Source organism: Phenylobacterium sp. (assembly GCF_036563385.1).
In the GTDB taxonomy this organism is placed as follows: Bacteria; Pseudomonadota; Alphaproteobacteria; order Caulobacterales; family Caulobacteraceae; genus Phenylobacterium.
This window is the reverse complement of the sequence record NZ_DATCML010000011.1, coordinates 371797-389687: the sequence shown is the minus strand read 5'-3', so window position 1 is coordinate 389687 and position 17891 is coordinate 371797. Positions and strand designations below refer to the sequence as shown.

The 17891-nt window shown below is 71.0% G+C and carries 18 protein-coding genes and 1 tRNA gene; 9 read left to right on the top strand and 10 right to left on the bottom strand.

The features are described 5' to 3' along the window. Positions 1-73: 73 nt before the first annotated feature. Both VIL67_RS10055 and VIL67_RS10050 read right to left on the bottom strand, forming a co-directional pair. Positions 74-580 carry a YkgJ family cysteine cluster protein gene (locus VIL67_RS10055; protein WP_332048743.1) on the bottom strand — a complete coding sequence of 169 codons (507 nt, stop codon included), beginning with the start codon at positions 578-580 and terminating at the stop codon, positions 74-76. 21 nt (positions 581-601) lie between these two features. Continuing rightward, positions 602-1483 carry a lipid kinase gene (locus VIL67_RS10050; protein WP_332048742.1) on the bottom strand — a complete coding sequence of 294 codons (882 nt, stop codon included), beginning with the start codon at positions 1481-1483 and terminating at the stop codon, positions 602-604. Between the two features lie 175 nt (positions 1484-1658). On the opposite strand from VIL67_RS10050, the gene VIL67_RS10045 reads away from it, so the two are divergent. Together VIL67_RS10045 and VIL67_RS10040 are read left to right on the top strand one after the other, a co-directional pair. Then, positions 1659-2771, top strand: a complete 1113-nt coding sequence (locus tag VIL67_RS10045) for a hypothetical protein (RefSeq protein ID WP_332048741.1) — start codon at positions 1659-1661, stop codon at positions 2769-2771. 115 nt (positions 2772-2886) lie between these two features. After that, entirely contained in the window at positions 2887-3309 is a 423-nt protein-coding gene (locus VIL67_RS10040) for a DUF2147 domain-containing protein (protein WP_332048740.1), read from the top strand. 4 nt (positions 3310-3313) lie between these two features. On the opposite strand, the gene VIL67_RS10035 is transcribed toward VIL67_RS10040, so the two are convergent. Continuing rightward, on the bottom strand, positions 3314-4030 hold the full coding sequence (locus VIL67_RS10035) for a DUF2306 domain-containing protein (RefSeq protein WP_332048739.1): 717 nt from the start codon (positions 4028-4030) through the stop codon (positions 3314-3316). A gap of 158 nt (positions 4031-4188) precedes the next feature. On the opposite strand from VIL67_RS10035, the gene VIL67_RS10030 reads away from it, so the two are divergent. Next, positions 4189-5217 carry an AraC family transcriptional regulator gene (locus VIL67_RS10030; RefSeq protein ID WP_332048738.1) on the top strand — a complete coding sequence of 343 codons (1029 nt, stop codon included), beginning with the start codon at positions 4189-4191 and terminating at the stop codon, positions 5215-5217. Here the strand turns inward: VIL67_RS10030 and VIL67_RS10025 are convergent. Further along, positions 5214-6383, bottom strand: coding sequence for a serine hydrolase domain-containing protein (locus tag VIL67_RS10025; RefSeq protein WP_332048737.1), 1170 nt, complete (start codon positions 6381-6383; stop codon positions 5214-5216). The genes VIL67_RS10030 and VIL67_RS10025 overlap by 4 nt on opposite strands. A 270-nt stretch (positions 6384-6653) precedes the next feature. On the opposite strand from VIL67_RS10025, the gene VIL67_RS10020 reads away from it, so the two are divergent. From VIL67_RS10020 to VIL67_RS10010, 3 genes are read left to right on the top strand one after another with little or no spacing between them, the layout of a single operon-like run. Beyond that, the gene (locus VIL67_RS10020; protein ID WP_332048736.1) at positions 6654-6881 is read left to right on the top strand and encodes a hypothetical protein; all 228 of its coding nucleotides are present in this window, start codon (positions 6654-6656) and stop codon (positions 6879-6881) included. Next, positions 6878-7111 (top strand): hypothetical protein, encoded by a 234-nt coding sequence (locus tag VIL67_RS10015; protein ID WP_332048735.1) that lies wholly within the window; start codon positions 6878-6880, stop codon positions 7109-7111. Before VIL67_RS10020 ends, VIL67_RS10015 begins: the two co-directional genes overlap by 4 nt. A 38-nt stretch (positions 7112-7149) precedes the next feature. After that, a complete protein-coding gene (locus VIL67_RS10010; RefSeq protein ID WP_332048734.1) occupies positions 7150-8271 on the top strand; it encodes an NAD(P)/FAD-dependent oxidoreductase in 1122 nt (373 codons plus the stop codon). 85 nt (positions 8272-8356) lie between these two features. On the opposite strand, the gene VIL67_RS10005 is transcribed toward VIL67_RS10010, so the two are convergent. Genes VIL67_RS10005 through VIL67_RS09995 form a run of 3 tightly spaced genes read right to left on the bottom strand, consistent with a single transcriptional unit; the run spans position 8357 to position 12317 of the window. Further along, positions 8357-9601: a PQQ-dependent sugar dehydrogenase gene (locus tag VIL67_RS10005; protein ID WP_332048733.1), complete on the bottom strand. Its 1245-nt coding sequence runs from the start codon at positions 9599-9601 to the stop codon at positions 8357-8359. Further along, positions 9601-11289 carry an asparagine synthase (glutamine-hydrolyzing) gene (asnB, locus tag VIL67_RS10000; RefSeq protein WP_332048732.1) on the bottom strand — a complete coding sequence of 563 codons (1689 nt, stop codon included), beginning with the start codon at positions 11287-11289 and terminating at the stop codon, positions 9601-9603. Before asnB ends, VIL67_RS10005 begins: the two co-directional genes overlap by 1 nt. After that, the gene (locus VIL67_RS09995; RefSeq protein ID WP_332048731.1) at positions 11289-12317 is read right to left on the bottom strand and encodes a glycosyltransferase; all 1029 of its coding nucleotides are present in this window, start codon (positions 12315-12317) and stop codon (positions 11289-11291) included. The genes asnB and VIL67_RS09995 overlap by 1 nt, the downstream gene beginning before the upstream one ends. A 93-nt stretch (positions 12318-12410) precedes the next feature. Between VIL67_RS09995 and VIL67_RS09990 the strand changes: the two genes are divergently transcribed. After that, positions 12411-12487 (top strand) — tRNA-Met (locus VIL67_RS09990). Positions 12488-12568: 81 nt separating this feature from the next. Continuing rightward, positions 12569-15364 (top strand): PAS domain-containing protein, encoded by a 2796-nt coding sequence (locus tag VIL67_RS09985; RefSeq protein WP_332048730.1) that lies wholly within the window; start codon positions 12569-12571, stop codon positions 15362-15364. On the opposite strand, the gene VIL67_RS09980 is transcribed toward VIL67_RS09985, so the two are convergent. Both VIL67_RS09980 and VIL67_RS09975 read right to left on the bottom strand, forming a co-directional pair. Continuing rightward, positions 15361-15984, bottom strand: coding sequence for a class I SAM-dependent methyltransferase (locus tag VIL67_RS09980; protein ID WP_332048729.1), 624 nt, complete (start codon positions 15982-15984; stop codon positions 15361-15363). The two genes, VIL67_RS09985 and VIL67_RS09980, sit on opposite strands and share 4 nt — an antisense overlap. A gap of 31 nt (positions 15985-16015) precedes the next feature. Then, positions 16016-17059, bottom strand: a complete 1044-nt coding sequence (locus VIL67_RS09975) for a DUF2125 domain-containing protein (protein ID WP_332048728.1) — start codon at positions 17057-17059, stop codon at positions 16016-16018. 25 nt (positions 17060-17084) lie between these two features. Here VIL67_RS09975 and VIL67_RS09970 point away from each other — a divergent pair, with 25 nt between their 5' ends. Next, positions 17085-17624 (top strand): gamma-glutamylcyclotransferase, encoded by a 540-nt coding sequence (locus VIL67_RS09970; protein ID WP_332048727.1) that lies wholly within the window; start codon positions 17085-17087, stop codon positions 17622-17624. On the opposite strand, the gene VIL67_RS09965 is transcribed toward VIL67_RS09970, so the two are convergent. Next, entirely contained in the window at positions 17621-17851 is a 231-nt protein-coding gene (locus tag VIL67_RS09965; RefSeq protein ID WP_332048726.1) for a DUF3072 domain-containing protein, read from the bottom strand. The two genes, VIL67_RS09970 and VIL67_RS09965, sit on opposite strands and share 4 nt — an antisense overlap. Between the last annotated feature and the right edge of the window lie 40 nt (positions 17852-17891).

Below are 17891 nucleotides of genomic sequence, written 5' to 3'. Positions count from 1 at the left end.
GGCATTCGCCGGGATGAGCGGAGTTTGTGGTGCGCAAGTCGGCATCCGTTGGATGCCGGAGAGCCAGCGAAGTCTAGGTCACCGCTACGGAGACCTTCCCGTCAGCCTGCTCCACCACCTCGATGCGGGCGGCGGGGTCGATCTCACCGAGGTCGATCTCGTCCTTGGGGGTGATCACCCAGGCGCGGCGGCCGGCCACCGCCATGACCACCTTGCCCGTAGCCCAATGGTCTTGGGCGTATCCCTTCAGCGCCGCGTAGATGGGGTTGCGGCGCCAGGCGAGCGGGTTTGCCGGGTCGCAGCGGGCGACGAGGCGACGGCCTTCGTGGTCCATGTCGAGCACCACCTTCGTCTGGTCCGGGCGGAAGCGGTGCGGCATGTCGGGGTCCATCAGCCAGACGCATTCGAAGGCGCGGCAGCCCTGCGGGCGGCTCTCGTAAATCCCGCAGCCGCGGCCGGTGCGGGCGTGGGCGCACAGCGCGCCGCCGGGCTTGGCGAGCTCGGAGACGCCCATCACCTTGCAGCAGAGGGTGCAGGGGCCGCAGGACTTCGCGCGCGGGATGTCGGGCCGCTGGGCCATGGCGCTCCTTCGGCCGCGGTGTCAGGGCGCGGCCGGCGCGAACACCTCCACCGCCGCATGGCGAACCGTCAAGACCAGGGGCGTTTCGGTGGCAAGCTCGCCGTCGAGGTTGACCGGCATGGGCGCGGGCGTGCGGATCTCGATCTGGCGCCCCTCGGCCGTGCGGACCTCGCGCCAGTGGGCGTGGCGGCCGCGGCGGAACAGGGGGGCGAGCAGGACCACCTTCCACAGGCTGCCGGGCTCGAGGCTGTAAAGGACAAGGCGGCCGTCATCGATCTGGGCGTCCTCCCGCACCGCCGCGCCGCCGCCGTAGTAGCGGCCGTTGCCGATGGCGATCTGGTAGGTCCGGGCGCGCACCGCCTGGCCCTGGGCCGCGATGGCGGCGCGGAAGGGCTTGGCGCCGAACAGCACCTTGAGCGCGGCCAGGGCGTAGGAGAAGCGGCCGAACCGGTGCTTGGCGCCCTCGCCGAGGTTGGCCGCCAGCTGGGCCGAGAGGCCCAGGCTGGCCACGTTGAAGAACGGCTTGCCGTTGGCGATGCCGAGATCGATGCGGCGCGTCGCGCCCGCCGCGATCACCTCGGCGGCGGCGTCCACGTCCAGGGGCAGGGCGAGGGTGCGGGCGAGGTCGTTGGCCGTGCCGAGCGGCAGGACGCCCACGGGCCTGCCGGCCTCCAGGAGGGCCGGGGCGACGCCGTTGAGGGTGCCGTCGCCGCCGGCCACCACGATCAGGTCCGTGTCGGAGGCCCCGCGGCGGATCGCGTCGCAGGCGGCGTCGCACGAGGCGGTGGGGGTGTCCACGAGCTGGACGTCCGCCTCGGCGAGGCGGGCGATCACGCCTTCCACCCAGTCGTCCGGCTTGCTCCCGTTGCGGACCAGGAGCCCGCGGCGCGGCGGCGGGGTCAATGTTGCGGCTCCGTCATGCGGGCGAAACGACCGGGGCTCACAGAAAGATCAATTGACGCCCGATCGGGGGAGGGCGTTCCTCGGTGGTCCAGGACCATTGCCGGACGCGTCCCGAATTCGTAAGTTCGGTATGAACGCCGCCCGGGAGTCGGCGAAAAGTCTTGGGGAGCCCATCGTGAAACGCGCCGCCTTCTACCTCGCCACCGCCCTGTGCGCCGCGCCGCTGGCGCTGGCCGCCGTTCCCCTGGAGGCCGCGGCCCAGCCGAAGGCCGCCGCCTACAAGGCGCCGCGCACGGCCTTCGGCCAGCCGGACCTGGGCGGCTTCTGGTCGAACTCGACGCTCACCCCCATGCTCCGCCCGGCCAAGTACGGCGATCGCCTCGTCCACACGGAGGCCGAGGTGAAGGCCATGGAGCAGGCGGTGGTGGAGGAGGTCGAGGAGGGCAACAAGCCCACCGACCCGAACGCCCCCGCCGAAGCGCCCAGGACGACCGGCAATGTGCGGCCCGAGTTCGCCGCGGCCGGCGGCGACGTGGGCGGCTATAACCGTGGCTGGCTCGATCCCGGCCACAGCGTGATGCGCGTGCGGGGCGAGCCCCGGACCTCGCTGCTGACGACGCCGAACGGCCAGGTGCCGCCGCGCAAGGCGGGCGCGGCGCAGCCGGCCGGCTTCGGCCGCACGGGCGGCGGCGGCGGCATGGGCTCGTTCGACAATCCGGAGAACCGGTCGCTGGGCGAGCGCTGCATCATCGGCTTCGGGCGCAACGCCGGCCCGCCGATGTTCTCCAACGGCTTCTACAACAACAACTATCAGATCGTTCAGTCGCCGACGGCGGTGACGATCCTGGTGGAGATGAACCACGACGCCCGGATCATCCGCCTGAACGACAAGCACCGCACGGATGGCGTGCGGCCCTACTTCGGCGACTCCATCGGCTGGTGGGAGGGCGACACCCTGGTGGTGGAGACCACCCACATCCCGCAGCGCCAGGCGTTCATGGGTTCGTGGGAGAACCTGAAGGTCACGGAGCGCTTCACGCGGGTGGCCAAGGACCGGCTGCACTACGCCTTCACGGTGGAAGACCCGACGCTCTGGGACAAGCCCTGGGGCGGCGAGTACGAGATGAGCCCGCTCAACGGCACGATCTACGAATACGCGTGCCATGAGGGCAACTACGCCCTGGAAGGCATCCTGGCCGGCGCCCGCCACCAGGAGAAGGAACAGGCTGCGGCCGCCAGGACGGCGCCCGCCAAGGGCGACGGCAAGGGCGCCAAGGCGTCGGACTAAGAGCCGCGGGCGGTGTGCGGCTTCCGCGCACCGCCCTGTGGCTTTTGACCCACACCTGGACGTGCGCGGCATCCGGCCATCTTGCGCGCCCGCAGCCTTGGCCTAAATCGGCCTCATGCATCGTCGTCTAGTCACCGCCGCCGCGGTCGCCGCGGCCTCGCTGATGTCTGCGCTCTCCGCCCAGGCCCAGCCGTCGAGCGCCGACGCCTATGGGGTGTGGCGTAATCCGAAGGACAATGTCCGCGTCGAGATCCGGCCCTGCGGCACGGCGGCCTGCGGCACGGTGATCTGGGCCGCCCCGAAGACCTTGGCCAAGGCGCGGCAGGCCGGCACCGAGAACCTGATCGGCACCCAGGTGCTGAAGAACCTGCAGCTGGACCCGCAGCGCGGCGTCTGGCGCGGCAAGGTGTTCGTCCCCGAGCTGAACCGCAACTTCAGCGGCACGGCCGAGCCCGTGGAGGCCGGCAAGCTGCGCGCCAAGGGGTGCGTGATCGGCGGGATGCTCTGCAAGTCTCAGGTCTGGACCAAGGTGGCCTGAAGCCTCAAGCCGCCACCGCTCGCGGCCGGAGAGGGCGACGGCCCGCCAGCTTGGTCCGCGCCCACCACCAGGTCATCATCGCCAGCGCCGTCAGCATGGGCAGGACGGCCAGGAAGGTCCCCCGGATCGGCGGCGGCACGAACTTCGGCTGGCCGACGAAGTAGGAGCCCGCCGCGATCGCCAGGGCCGCGCTCATCCGCCAGAGGTGCCGCGTGCGCCGATCGGCCGGCGGCATGATCCCCCGCCGCAGCAGCCGCCAGTCGCTGAGCGCCGCCAGGGCCGCGATGCCCGAGAACACGTAGACGGCGCCGACGGTGTCGCCTTGGCGCGCGCCGATCCCGCTCGCCAGCAGGAACGGCCCGGTCAACGCCACCAAGGCCGCCACGACGGCTCCGAGCCGTTCGGGCAGGCCGACGGTCGGCCGCCGGGCCGCGTACCAGCCGGTGACCAGGATGTAGAGCGTGAACACCGCCGCAGTGGTGTTCACCCAGGCTGCGTCCGGCAGGAAGGGCGCGACGCCAGCCCCGACCGTGGCCATGGCCAGCATGCCGCCGAAGAACAGGGTCCCGGACTGGCGATGCAGCGGACCGCCCTTGCGCGCGAAGATGCTCACGAAGCCTGAGGCGATGCCGATGGCTCCGCCGGCGATATGCGTGACCAGCAGGGCGCCGGCGCCAATGTGCAGGATCAGCGGCGCGCCGGGCGGGGCTTCCAGGTTCATGGCGGTCTCCAGCTCGAGCGCCCAGTATCGTGCGAGCGTCGCGCCAGGCCATGATCGCTGGCGCCAGAAGCGTGACCACTGGTAGCACCGACGTTGCATCCAAATCGGCGATGGGGCGCCTCTAACGGGCAGGACCTGCAGCGCCGCCGGAGGGTGAAGTGGCCGAGCGCACCTATGAGGCCGGCATTGTCCGCGGCCTCTTCAAGTTCGCCGTGGCGCGGGGCGCGGAGCCGCGGGCGCTAGCGGCCGCCTGCGGCCTCGACCTGGCAGGGTTGGAGGATCCCGACGCACGGGTGCCATTCGACGCCTATGTGCGGTTGATGCGGGCTGCCAAGGCCGAGACGCGTGATCCCGCGTTGGCGCTTCGCTACGCTCAGCATGTGGACTTCTCGGAAATCTCCGTCGTCGGCCTGCTGAGCAACGCGTCGCGGGACATGGCCGAGGCGCTGGCCCAGATGAACCGCTACGGCCGGATCGCGGTGGAGGTGGACGGCGTGGACGCCGGCATGGACCGTTTCGCCATGCAACGGGAGGCCGACGGGGTCTGGCTGATCGACCGGCGGCAGAACCCGAACCTGTTCCCCGAGCTCACCGAGACCACTTTCGGTCGGATGGCCTGGGGCCCGCGGCAGTTCGGGGTCACCGGCTTCGTGCAGGCGGTGCAGGTGACCCATCCGGACCCCGGCTATGCTGAGGCGTACCAGGAGATCTTCGCCGCGCCGGTGACCTTCGGCGCGCCGCGGAATGCGCTCCGGCTCAACCCGGCTTTCGAGCACCACAAGGTGGCGGCCTTACCGCAATACGTCTTCGGCGTGCTGAGCGACCGGGCGCAGGCGCTGCTGAAGCGGCTGGAGTCGGCCGATACGCTCCGGGGACGGGTCGAGGCCCTGCTGATGCCGGTGTTGCACCGTGGCGACGTGAACATGGACGAGGTGGCCGCGCGGCTGGGCGTCAGCCGCCAGACCCTGTTCCGCAAGCTGAAGGCGGAGGGCGTCACCTTCGAACGGCTCTACGACGAGCTGCGCCACAAGCTCGCGCTGCACTACCTGGCGAACCCCAAGGTCTCGGTCAACGAGACGGCTTACCTCGTGGGCTTCTCCGAACCGGCGGCCTTCTCCCGGGCCTTCAAGCGCTGGACCGGCCTCAGCCCGAAGGCGTACCGGGAGCGGAAGCCGGCAGAGGCTTAGGGGGCTGTCGCCGCCGCGCGCAGGGCGTCGACGAAGGCGGTGCGGGCCAGGCCGAGCTCGCGGCCGGTGGCCTGAGGCCAGGCCGAGTTGATGACCACGATCAGCCGGTCCTGCGGGAATGTGGTGATCGACTGGCCGAAGATGCCGGCGGCGTCATAGCTGCCGTTCGGGCGCATCCACCAGAAGTAGCCGTAGCCCGGCGCAGGAGCGCCGTTGGTGATCTGCGGGCTGGTGGCTTCCTTCGTCCAGCTGACCGGGAGGATCTGTTTCCCGCCGGCCTTGCCGCCGTCGAGGATGAACTGCCCCACGCGTCCGTAGTCGCGCAGCGTCATGGACATGCAGCAGCCGCCGCGCTCGTGGCCGGCCAGGTCGGTCATCCAGATGCCGTCCCGCTCCATGCCGTAGGGCTTCCAGAGCTTTTCGGACGCGTATGTGGCGAGCGGCTTGCCGACCGCGTTGGACACCAGAACGCCCACGAGGTCGGTCTCACCGGTGTTGTAGGTGAACTTGGTCCCGGGTGCGTTCGCCCGGGGCAGCCGGCGCATGTAGCTGACGATGGGGTTCACGCCCGGCTCCTGGATCGCCGTGCCGGCGCGGGCGACGTCCGAGTTCGGGTCGGCGTAGTCCTCGTTCCACTTCACGCCCGAGCTCATCATCAGCAGCTGGCGGACGGTGACGCCTTCGTAGGCGGAGCCCTTCAGCTCGGGAATGTAGTTGGTGACGACATCGTTCAGGCCCTTGATCTTGCCGTCCTGAATGGCCGCCCCGACCAAGGTGGAGGTGACCGACTTGGCCACCGAGAAGGAGGTCCAGCGATCCTGGGGCTTGCGGCCCATTCCGTAGCGCTCGAGCAGGATCTTGCCGTCCTTCAGCACCAGCACGCCGGAGACGTTGTAGGCCTTCATGTAGTCGTCGACGGTGAAGGTCTTGCCGCCGTAGGTGAAGCTGGGCGCGATTTCCTTCGCCGCCCTGGGCAGCGGGTGGACGCGCTTGCCGCGAGGAACGGTGCGCACCTGGTAGACCGTCTCGATCGCCGGGTACCAGCGGGCCTGCTGTTCCGGGCTCCACTGCAGGATCGAAGGCGTGCCCGGCTTCAGCGCCTGCTGCGCGTCGGCGGCGCCGGAAGCCAGCAGGGCGGCGGCGAGAACGCCAGCGAAGGTGCGCATTGTGGATTTCCCCCCGAGTGCTTTGCCAGGACAGTAGCACCGCTTGTCGCGCGCGCCACCGCGCCGCCGGTCCGCTCACCGGCGAAGGCCGGCCGAAGCTAAGCGCGGCTCGGATCCCGGCTTTTCGCCGGGATGAACGGAGGAGGGGGCTTGGACCAGGCCGCGAGCTGGCGGGCTTCGTCCTGCGTCACCGGCTGGGCCGCCCGCCGCTCGGCCAGCGGGGCCTGCTCCAGGCTGTGTTCGCCGCTCCGAGCCGCGGCGGCGATCAGGGTGAGGTCCCGCCAGCTGATCGCCCGCTACGCGGAAAACGATCACGGCTTCATCGACGGCATGGCGGAGCGCGCTCGCGAACTCTCCGACGACCCGCTGCACAGCTTCCTGATCTTCCTGAAGCTCTACGCCGAAGCGATGGAAGAGCTGGTGGACGGCCACCCGGGCGCCTGGTGGGCACGGTCACCTTCCAGGACATGTCCTGGGACAGCGCCACCCGCCAGATGACGGTGGACAGCGTGCTGGAGTGGCGACGCAAGATGGTCGGCTGGCTGGAGGAGATCGCCGTGGCGCACCCGCCCAAGGGCAAGGCCGAGCCCACCGACCTCGCGCACGCCATCCTGGCCTTCACCTACGGCGGCATGACTGTGGCCAGGGCGGTGGGCGACGACGGGGTGATCGCCCGCCAGGCGATGATGTTCCGCGAGACCATCCGCCTGCACTTCCTGGGCGCGTGATTGTTCCTTTGAGCCCTGCCGTGCGTTAGCGACGGGGCATGGCGGACTTCGATTTCGATGCGGTGGTCGTGGGGGCGGGCGCCGTGGGCCTGGCCTGCGGCTACGCGCTTGCGCGACGTGGGCTGACGGTGGCGGTGCTCGAGCAGGAGGCGGCCATCGGCCAGGGCGTCTCCTCCCGGAACTCGGAGGTGATCCACGGCGGGCTCTACTATCCAACCGGCTCTCTCAAGGCCGAGCTGTGCGTGAAGGGCCGGCGGATGCTCTACGCCTTCCTCGACGCCCATCACGTGGACTACGACCGCTGCGGCAAGCTGGTGGTGGCCACCACGCCTGAGGAGGTCGCGCGCCTCGACAGCATCTTCGACCAGGCCGTGACCAATGACGTCGAAGGCATGCGCAAGCTCTCGAAGGCCGAGGCCCTAGCGCTCGAGCCGGAGCTCGCCTGCGAAGGCGCCCTCCTGTCGCCGGAGAGCGGCGTGTTCGACAGTCACGGCTACATGCTGGCCCTGCAGGGCGAGATCGAGCAGGCGGGCGGCGCGGTGGTCCTGTCCACGCCGTTCGAGGGCGCGACACCGCTGGAGGGCGGCGGCTTCGAGGTTCGCGCGGGCGGCGAGGAGCCAGCGACGCTGACCAGCCGCTACCTGATCACCGCGCCCGGCCTCTCGGCCCAGGGCGTCGCGGCGGCCATCTCCCGCTTCCCCGCCGACCAGATCCCGCGGGCCCACTACGGCAAGGGCATGTACTTCCGCCTGGCCGGAAAGGCGCCGTTCCGCCACCTGGTCTATCCGCCGCCGATCCCTGGCGCGCTGGGCACCCACTACCGGCGCGACCTGGGCGGGCAGGCGGTGTTCGGGCCCGACCTCAGCTACGTGGACGAGCTGGACTACACCGTCGATCCCGACGCCGCGGAGGGCTTCTACAGCTACATCCGCAAGTTCTGGCCGGGCCTGCCGGACGACAGCCTCTCGCCCGATTACGCCGGCATTCGCCCCAAGATTCATGGGCCTGGCGAGCCGCACAGCGACTTCCGCATCGACGGACCGCAGGCTCACGGGATCGAGGGCCTTGTCGCTCTGTTCGGCATCGAGAGCCCCGGGCTGACTTCGTCGCTGGCGATCGGCGAAAAGGCGGCGGAGCGACTGGGGCTGGCGCCGGCGTAAGCCGCGAGCGAGCGGCGTCGGAGGCCGGAACCTGCGGCACGGAGTTCGTGCGTGGCCGGGACGAGCCCGGCCACGAGGAACGTGATCAGCGAGGCGCCACCCGGAGCACCCGGCCCTTGTCGTTGTCGGTGGCGATGTAGAGGGCGCCGTCGGGGCCGACGACGACGTCCCGGAGGCGCTCGCCCACCTCCGCCAGCAGGCGCTCCTCGCCCACGACGCGGTCGCCATTCAGGACCAGGCGGGTCAGCCGCTTGTCGCCCAGCCCGCCCACGAACAGGCTGCCCTTCCAGGCCGGGAACAGGTTGGCGGTGTAGAAGGCCATGCCGGACGGGGCGATCACCGGATCCCAGTAGTAGACGGGCTGCTCCGTTCCCGGCGCCTGGGTCAGGCCGCCGCCGATCGGGCCGCCGCGGTACTCGATGCCGTAGGCGGCGGTCGGCCAGCCGTAGTCCTTGCCCTTGCGGATGATGTTCAGCTCGTCCCCGCCCTTGGTCCCGTGCTCGATCTCCCACAACTCGCCCGTACGCGGATTGAGGGCCGCGGCCTGGCTGTTGCGGATACCGCTGGCGAAGATCTCGGGCTGCGCGTCGCTGCGACCGACGAACGGGTTGTCCTTGGGGATCGAGCCGTCGGCGTTGATGCGGACGATCTTGCCGAGGCCCATCTGCAGGTTGCGCGCCTGCATGCGGCCGCTCTCCACCGAGCGCTCGCCGGTGGTCACGAAGAGCGTCCCGTCACGGGCGAACACCAGGCGCGAGCCGAAGTGGAGGGTGCTTTCCCAGCTGGGCTTCTGGCGCCAGATCACCTGCACGTTCTCCAGCCGCGGGCCGGCGGCGGTGGACGAGATCAGCTGGCCGCGCGCCACGGCGGTGTTGGTCTTGCCGTCCGGCTGGCCCTCGGCGTAGCTCCAGTAGACCAGCCCGTTGCGGGCGTAGTTCGGGTCAATGGCGAGGCCCAGCAGGCCCCCTTGACCCCGGGTGTCGACCGGGGGCAGGCCGGCCACAGGTTCGGAGAGCTTCCCGTTCTCGAAGACCCGCAGGCGGCCAGGCTTTTCGCTGATCAGCAGGGCGCCGTTGGGCAGGAAGGCGAGGCCCCAGGGCTTCTGCAGGCCGGTGACGTAGTCGCTCACCTGATAGGCGACATTCGACTTCACTTCCGGGGCGCGGGTCTGACCCGCGAAGGCGGGCTTCTGGCCCACCCCATTGGCCGCGGCGGTCTGGACCGGCGCGGCGGCGCGCGCGGGGGCGGCCTTGGGCGCCGCCTGGCCGTCGGTCCCCCCGCAGGCGGCGACCAGGACGGCGGCGGTGGTCGTCACGAAGAGCTTCTGCATCAGGGTCTCCCGGCTATGGCTTCCAGCGCCTCTTCACGTGAGGCGCCTTCCAGATGGATCAAGGCCCAAACGGCGAAGAACAGCAGCGGCCAGCGCTGGCCGGCCTCGCCGCTCGCGAAAATATCGGCTGCGTCGGGGCGCATCTGGCGCACGGCGTCGATGCGGGCCAGCCGCGGCCCGATGTCGGCGGCGCGGGGCGCGATCCAGGCTTCAACCGGGACGGTGAAGCCCTGCTTGCGCGCCCACGGCTCGGTCGCGGGACAGGCGCGCTCCAGCCACCGGCGCAGCAGCCACTTGCCGTAGCGGCCCCGCACCTTGAAACGGTCCGGCAGCGGGAAGGCGAAGGCCGCCACCTCGGGGTCGAGGAAGGGCGTGCGGCCCTCCAGGCCGTGGGCCATCAGGCAGCGGTCCAGCTTCAGCAGCAGGTCGTTGGGCAGCCAGGTGGCCACATCGCCCCACTGGGCCTGCTGCAGCGGGGTGAGGCCAGGCGGCGGCTCCGCGGCCGCGCGCCACCGGGCGAGGGCCGCCAGATCTTCCGTCCGCGGCTCGGCGGACCGCCCGCCCAGCCAGGCCGGGCGCAGGGCGCGTCGATAGCGCCCGTAGCCGCCGAACAGCTCGTCGCCGCCTTCGCCGGTCAGGACCACGGTGAGGGTCCCCTTCGCCGCCTCGGCGAGCTTGTAGGTGGGCAGGGTGGCGTAGTCGGCGGTGGGATCGTCCAGCGCCCAGGCGACCTCCGGCAGGATGCGCCAGAAATCCGCCTCCCCGAACGTGGTTTCGCGCCAGTCGAGGTTCAGCGCCCGGGCCACACGCTCCGCCTGCGCCCGCTCGTCCGCCGCGCCGGGAGCGTCGAAGCCGCAGGTGAAGGCGGTGACCGGCCGCGCGTTCAGCCGCGCCATGAGCGTGGCGATGGCGGCCGAGTCGACCCCGCCGGACAGGAACAGGCCATAGGGCACGTCCGAACGCTGGTGCACGCGAACGCTGTCCTCCAGCACCGCGTCCAGCGCGCGCAGGAGGGCGTCCTCGCTGTCGCCGCCGCCGCGCGCGGCCGGCACGGGGCGGCGGCTTGTAGAGCCGACGACCCGACCCTCGCGGACCTCAACCACCTCGCCTGGGGCCAGGCGTCGCACGCCTTTCAGCGCAGTCCGATCGCCCAGCACATAGTTGAAGGCCAGCAGCTCCGCCGCCGCGTCCGGCTCCAGCTCAGGCGCCAGCAGGCCGGCGGCCACGAGGGCGCGGGGTTCGGAGGCGAAGGCCAGGCCGCCGTCGTGCTCCAGCAGGTAGAGCGGCTTGATCCCGAAGGGGTCGCGGGCCAGCCAGGCCCGCCCGTCGTCGCCGACCAGGCAGAGCGCGTACATGCCCCGCAGCCGCTCGAACGCCGCCGGTCCTTCCTGGGCGTAGATGTGCAGCAGGGGCTCGAAGTCCGAGCCGGTCCTGAGCTTGCCCGCCAGCTGATAGTCCCGGGTCAGCTCCACGTAGTTGTAGATCTCGCCGTTGCCGATCACGGTGGCGCCGCTGGCGGTGAGCGGCTGCCAGCCGCACTCCAGGTCGATGATCGACAGCCGGGCGTGGGCGAGGGTGGCGCCGGGCGCCGCCTCCACGCGCACGCCGTCGGGGCCGCGATGGGTGATGGCGCCGATCATCGCCCGGGCGGAGGTCCCGGCGCCCAGCTCGCCCGCAATGCCGCACATCAGAGCGCCCCGAAATCGGCGAAGAGAGTCTTCCAGGCGGCCACCACAGCCGGGGCGCTGAACTCCGCCTCCACCCGCGCCAGCCCCTTCTGCGCCAGGCGGATCCGCAGCATGGGCGTGTCGAGGACGCGGCGGACGGCTTCGCCGAGCGCCGGGGGGTCATCGACCGGGACCAGCAGCCCGTCCTCGCCGTCGTTGATCAGCGCCTTCGGCCCCTGGCTGGCGGCGGCGACCACCGGCAGGCCGTGCGCCCAGGCCTGGATGACCACATTGCCCAAGGGCTCGTACCGCGACGGGAAAACACAGACATCGGCCGCGCGATAGAGGGCCGAGGCGTCCGTGCGCCAGCCGAGGAAGCGCACGCGGCGCTCCACGCCGAGCGCCGCCGCCAGCCCCTTGAGCCGGGTCTCCAGCGGGCCGGCGCCCGCAATCCAGAGGTAGGCGTCCGGGAGGCCGGCCAGGGCCTGGAGCGCCACGTCGTGCGCCTTGGCCTCGTGCAGGCGGCCCATCGCCAGCAGCAGGGGGGCGTCGGCCGGCGTGTCCAGGCCGGCGCGGTCTAGCGCCGCGCCGTCCTCCGGCGCGGCGGCGAAGTTCGGGATGCAGCTCACCCGGCCGGCCGGCCAGCCCTGCCCCACGATCCAATCGGCGATGTCCTCGGTGTTGGCCACCAGGTGATCGAAGCCCCGGTAGTATTTCAGGTTGTAGTAGCCGCCGAGCCGGCCGATCCGCGCCCAGGGGCCGACCGGGGTGTGCCGGGCGGCGCGGTTCATCCAGGCCAGCGCCAGCCTGGCGCCTTCGCGCCGGGCGAAAGCCGCCGCCCTTGGCCGGGTCAGAAGATCGAGGGGGCCGCCAAAGCCCAGGGTCGCGACGGGGACGTCGGCGGTCGCCAGGGCGGCGTGGCGGCCGTGGTTGCGCCGGATGGCGGCCGCTTCGGGAACGCCCGCACGCCGAAGCGCCGTCACGAGGTCGACGAAGTAGGTCTCTGCCCCGCCTTCGCCGGACGTCCCCAGGAGATGAAGCACGCTCACGGCCGCGGACCCTAGCGGCTCGCAGCCGGCTTCCCAAGCCGCTTGAAGCGGAGAAAATCAGCCCCTATAACCCGCGCCTCTCGCGAGACCCGTGGCTGGGTAGCTCAGATGGTTAGAGCGGTGGATTCATAACCCACAGGTCGGCGGTTCGATCCCGCCCCCAGCTACCACCTTCACTTCCCTTGCGCCGCCGATGGAACCGTTCCAGGTCTGCCCCGCTTAGCCTGCGGGCGGAATCCGGGCGGCGGGGTGTGAGCAGCGACGACATCGACACCGCGCATCGGCGAGCGGGGCCGGAGGAACGCTTCCGGCTGATCATCGATGCTGCGCCCACGCCAATGTGGGTGACCCGGCTCGACCGCACACGGGAGTTCGTCAACCAGGCCTACATGGCCTTCGTTGGCCTGCCCTATGACGAGGCCCTGATCTTCGACTGGCGCAACGCCATCCACCCGGACGACATCCAACGGGTGTTCGCCGAACAGGTGGAGAAGGAGGCCTCGCTCCAGCCCTTCACCCTGGAAGCGCGATACCGCAATGCCCAGGGCGAGTGGCGCTGGCTGCGCTCGCAGTCCCAACCGCGCTGGGACGCCGAGGGCCGGCACATCGGCTTCGTGGGCACCGCTTACGACGTCACGGCGGAGAAGGCGGAGGAAGCCCGCCGCGCTGCGCTCCTGGAACTTGCAGACCGCCTGCGCGACCTGGACGACACCGCCGAGATCTCGTTCGCGGCGGCGGAGATCCTGGGGCGGACGCTGGAGGTCAGCCGGGCGGGCTACGGAACAGTGGATCCGGCGGCGGAGACCATCCGCATCGAGCGCGACTGGAACGCGCCAGGCATCCAGAGCCTGGCCGGGGTGCTGAACTTCCGCGACTACGGGTCCTACATCGAGGACCTGAAGCGCGGGGAGACGGTGGTCTTCGCCGACGCCGAGACCGACCCGCGCACCGCCGCTACGGCCGATGCCCTGAAGGCGATCAGCGCGCAGGCGGTGGTCAACATGCCGATCGTGGAGCAGGGCGGCGTGGTGGCGCTGCTCTATCTGAACCACGCCACCGCGCGGCCATGGCCCGAGGAGGAGCTGGCCTTCATCCGCGAGGTGGCCGAGCGCACGCGCTCGGCGGTGGAGCGGCGGCGGGTGGAGCAGGAGCTGCGCGACAGCCGCGCACGGTTCGTGGCGATCGCCAACTCCATTGACCAGATGGTGTGGTCGACCGCCCCGGACGGCTACCACGATTACTATAACCAGCGCTGGTACGACTACACGGGTGTCCCGGAGGGCTCCACGGACGGCGACGCGTGGAACGGCATCTTCCATCCCGAAGACCGGGATCGGGCCTGGACGACGTGGAGCCGCTGTCTTGAGACGGGCGAGACCTATCACATCGAGTACCGGCTGCGGCATCGCTCGGGCCAGTACCGGTGGGTGCTCGGCCGCGCCCAGCCGGTTCGGGACGAGGCGGGGCGGATCACCCGCTGGTTCGGCACCTGCACGGACATCCAGGAGATCGTCGAGGCTCGCGAGGTGCTGGCGCGCTCGCGGGCGGAGCTGGAGCGGGAAGTGGCCGAGCGCACCCGCGAGCGCGACCGCGTGTGGCGCAACTCGCGCGACCTGCTGATCGTCTCCACCGCCGAAGGGCTGATCCGCGCGGTGAATCCGGCGTGGTCCGCCATCCTGGGCTACGCGCCCGACGAGCTCGTCGGGCGCAACTTCGTGGACTTCGTCTGGCCTGAGGACGCCGGGGCCAGCGCCGATGCGCACCGCGTCGCGGTGGAGGCGCACGATCTTACCAGCTTCGAGAACCGGTTCCGCCACAAGGAGGGCGGCGTCCGGTGGATCTCCTGGCACACCTCGCGAGAGGGCGAGCTGGTCTATGGCTATGGCCGCGACGTGACCGAGGAACGCCAGGCCGCCGCCGAACTGCGGAAGGCCGAGGAGGCGTTGCGCCAGTCACAGAAGCTCGAGGCCATGGGTCAGCTGACGGGCGGCGTCGCCCACGATTTCAACAACCTGCTCACGCCCATAGTGGGCGGCCTGGACGTTCTGCAACGACGCGGGCTCGGCGGCGACCGCGAGCGGCGGCTGATCGAGGGCGCCCTGCAGTCGGCCGAGCGCGCCAAGATGCTCGTGCAGCGCCTGCTCGCCTTCGCCCGCCGTCAGCCGCTTCGCCCCAGCGCGGTCAACGTACCTGAGCTGATCGTCGGAATGGCCGATCTGGTGGCCTCGACCTCCGGACCGCAGGTCAAGGTGGTCGTCGACCTGCCCAAAGATCTGCCGCCCGCCAAGGCCGATCCCAACCAGCTCGAGATGGCCATCCTGAACCTCAGCGTGAACGCCCGCGACGCGATGCCCGACGGCGGCGTGTTGCGCATCTCCGCCGGGGTGGAGACCGTCGGTCCTTCCGACCCCACGGGGCTCTCGCCCGGCGGCTACGTGCGGATCTCGGTGGCGGACAGCGGCGTCGGCATGGACGAGGCGACCGCCGCCCGCGCCATCGAGCCGTTCTTCTCGACCAAGGGCGTCGGCAAGGGCACAGGCCTCGGCCTTTCCATGGTGCACGGGCTGGCGTCGCAACTCGGCGGGGCCCTGAAGATATCCAGTCGCCTGGGGCTCGGCACCAACATCGAACTTTGGCTGCCGCTGACCGACGAAGCCGCGGCCGAGGGCGCCGCCGCGTCTGACCGATCAGCCGCCCCGGGTGCGGGTCTCGCGCTGCTGGTCGACGATGAGGAGCTGGTCCGGGCCAGCACCGCCGTCATGCTCAGCGAGCTGGGTTATCAGGTCTCGGAGGCCGCCTCCGGCGAGGCCGCCCTGCGGCTGATGGACGAAGGTTTGCGGCCCGACGTCCTGGTTACCGACTACCTCATGCCCGGGATGACCGGCGTGGACCTGATCCGCGCACTCCATGAGCGGCGGCCCGGCCTGCCGGCCCTGGTGGTGTCCGGCTATGCGGAGGTAGACGCCTTGGACCCCGCCTTGCCTCGGCTGACCAAGCCGTTCCGGGCGTCGGAGCTCGCGGCCGGCCTGGAGCGGCTGCGGGCCTAAGCCGGAGCGGCGGCGCCCCACTCGTTCCAGCCGGCCCAGCGGGGCGTGCGCGGAACGTACATGCTCTCTAGGCGGTCCATGCGGAAGCCGGCCGCGGTGATCGCCGCGGCCACGGGCCGCGTGAGGTGGCAGCCGCCCGCCAGGCGCTTCCAGACCGGCTCGATCCTTCGCTGCCAGCGGGCCACGCCAGCGTCGGGGGCCAGGCCATGTTCGCAGAAGAGCAGGCGGCCGGCGGGCCTGAGGACACGGCGCGCCTCCGAGAGCGCCGCCGGCGGTGTGCAAACCGAGCAGAGGGTGAAGGTGCAAACCACGGTGTCGAAGCTCGCGGCCTCGAAGGGCAGCGCCTCGGCTGTCCCGTTCTCCACCCGCACCTTTAGATCCGGGTGGCGGGGCGCCGCCTCCGCGCGGGCCCGCAGTTCACGGGAGGGATCCACCCCCACGACCCGGGTCACCCGAGAGGGATCGTAGAAGCCAAGGTTGAGGCCCATGCCGATCCCGAGTTCCAGGACGCGACCTTCGGCGTGCGGCACGACCTTGGCCCTCTGCTTCATCATCGGCGGGGAGGAGCAGGCGCAGGTGAGCAGCCTGGGCAGGATCCAGCGGTCGTAGAGCGACGTCATCCCGGCTCCCCTTTCGATCCGCTCTGACGGATCAGCGGCGCTCATAGACCTTCGGCGCGGGCCCGAGCGCTACAGGCCCCAGGGTGGTTTGCCCCGCCTGGAAGTTGATTGTCGCGCGGGCCACCTCGCCGGCGCCCTGCCGTGCTTCGGCGACCGCCGCCGCGGCGCCGGCGGCTTCCGGCTGGATCAGCCCGGTCTGCCCCATGGCGCCTAGGGCCATCGGCGCCTGCTTGAGCGTCACGTCCAGCATGCCGCGCAGCCGCCCGTCGGCGCCCACATTCAGCGTGCCTGAGTTGGTCCCCAGGATGGCCTCGCCTGCGGTGACCCCGCCCGACACGACGCGCATCTGCCCGCCTTGGTCAGACCAGCGGCGGACGGCGGAGGGCCAGTCCTCGCCCTTGAACGCGCTCATCCGGGTCACGCGCGAGTTCCAGACGATGGACACGGGCTTGTCGCCGGCGATGCGGCCGAAGAGGCCCGACAGCCGCGCCTTGCCGTTCTTCACCTCGGCGGCGACGAGCCCTTCGTCGTCGGGCCCTGACCGAAGGTGGAATTCCACGAGGTCGGCGGCCTCCAGGCCGAAAGGCTGGGCGCCGGCGGCGGGTTGGAAGGTGAGCTTCGCGCCTTGCAGGGAGAAGCTGGGCGGCGTCTTGTCGAGGTCGCGGAGGCTGGCGCGGATGGTCTCGCCGCGCACCGCCACGGGTCCGCCGATCGGACGCGCGAAGGTGAGCCCCTCGGGCGTCGCCAGCATCCAGTGGCTGGGATCGTGCAGATAGGCCTGGCCCTCCAGCACCGGCGCCTCGAGGCCCCAGCCCGACGGCTCGCGAACGCGGGCCTCCTGAAGGGTGACGTTCAGCCGGAGCGGGTAGCCGCCTATGCCCCGCTCCTTCCAGCTGATCTCGTAGCCCGCCTGCTTGAGCTCGGCGACGGCGGTGTCCATCCGCGCCTTGGCCTCGCCGCGAGCCCACAGCCACAGCCCCGTCCAGGCGACCACCACAAGAAGGGCGATGCCGAACGGGATGTAGAGGCCGAGGCGGCGGTGTTTGCGGGCGGGCGGCAGATCGTGCAGAGACATGGCCGGTTGTTTAGCGCGGGGCGCGATGACAGACGAGCATTGGGTCTTCGGCTACGGCTCGCTGATGTGGCGGCCCGGGTTCGACTTTCTGGAGCGCAGGGCCGCCACCCTACACGGCCGCCGCCGCGCGTTCTGCATCTATTCGGTCCATCACCGCGGCACCTACCAACGGCCAGGCCTGGTGCTTGGCCTTGCGCCGGGCGGGGCAGTGCGCGGCGCCGCCTACCGGATCGGCGCGGCCGTCTGGCCGGACGTCTACGCCTATCTGGTCGAGCGGGAGCAACCGACAGAAACCTACGTCGAGGCCCGCCGGCACGTCAGGCTGGACGATGGGCGCCGCGTCGAGGCTCTGGTCTTCCTGTCCGACGTGCGCCACCCGCAATGGGCCGGTTCGCTCGGGGCCGAACGCCAGGCGGACCTGATCGCCGGAGCCACGGGTCTTTCCGGTCGCAACGTCGACTACCTGCGTGACCTGGTCGAGCACCTGCGCGAAGAGGGGGTGCGCGACCAGGGCATGGAGGCGCTGCTCGCCATGGTCGAGCGCCGGGAGATGGCGGCCGGCTAGCGCCCGAGCTTCTCTTTGAGGGCGTCGATGCGCTTGGACGCCTCGGCCTTGCTGAGGTTCTCTGGCGGCGGGTCTTCGTGCGCCTCTTCCGACAGCGTGGTCAGATAGGACGCCTGCGCGCCCGTCATCGGCTCGTCGCCGCTGACCCAGTCGTCGGGATCCTTCTGGGTGTTCGAGCCGGGATTCGGATCGAGCTTCGGGTTCTCGTGCTGCTGGCTCTGGGCCATTCGCCGCCTCCGTTGTTCGCGTTCCGTTCTGAACGGGCGA

Coding starts and splice junctions, on each gene's coding strand:
- VIL67_RS10015 (WP_332048735.1), top strand. CDS start 6,878: ATGACGGTGGACAGCGTGCTGGAGTGGCGACGCAAGATGGTCGGCTGG.
- VIL67_RS10010 (WP_332048734.1), top strand. CDS start 7,150: ATGGCGGACTTCGATTTCGATGCGGTGGTCGTGGGGGCGGGCGCCGTG.
- VIL67_RS10035 (WP_332048739.1), bottom strand. CDS start 4,030: ATGAACCTGGAAGCCCCGCCCGGCGCGCCGCTGATCCTGCACATTGGC.
- VIL67_RS09975 (WP_332048728.1), bottom strand. CDS start 17,059: ATGTCTCTGCACGATCTGCCGCCCGCCCGCAAACACCGCCGCCTCGGC.
- VIL67_RS09970 (WP_332048727.1), top strand. CDS start 17,085: ATGACAGACGAGCATTGGGTCTTCGGCTACGGCTCGCTGATGTGGCGG.
- VIL67_RS10005 (WP_332048733.1), bottom strand. CDS start 9,601: ATGCAGAAGCTCTTCGTGACGACCACCGCCGCCGTCCTGGTCGCCGCC.
- asnB (WP_332048732.1), bottom strand. CDS start 11,289: ATGTGCGGCATTGCGGGCGAGCTGGGCGCCGGGACCTCCGCCCGGGCG.
- VIL67_RS09965 (WP_332048726.1), bottom strand. CDS start 17,851: ATGGCCCAGAGCCAGCAGCACGAGAACCCGAAGCTCGATCCGAATCCC.
- VIL67_RS10055 (WP_332048743.1), bottom strand. CDS start 580: ATGGCCCAGCGGCCCGACATCCCGCGCGCGAAGTCCTGCGGCCCCTGC.
- VIL67_RS10025 (WP_332048737.1), bottom strand. CDS start 6,383: ATGCGCACCTTCGCTGGCGTTCTCGCCGCCGCCCTGCTGGCTTCCGGC.
- VIL67_RS09980 (WP_332048729.1), bottom strand. CDS start 15,984: ATGACGTCGCTCTACGACCGCTGGATCCTGCCCAGGCTGCTCACCTGC.
- VIL67_RS10040 (WP_332048740.1), top strand. CDS start 2,887: ATGCATCGTCGTCTAGTCACCGCCGCCGCGGTCGCCGCGGCCTCGCTG.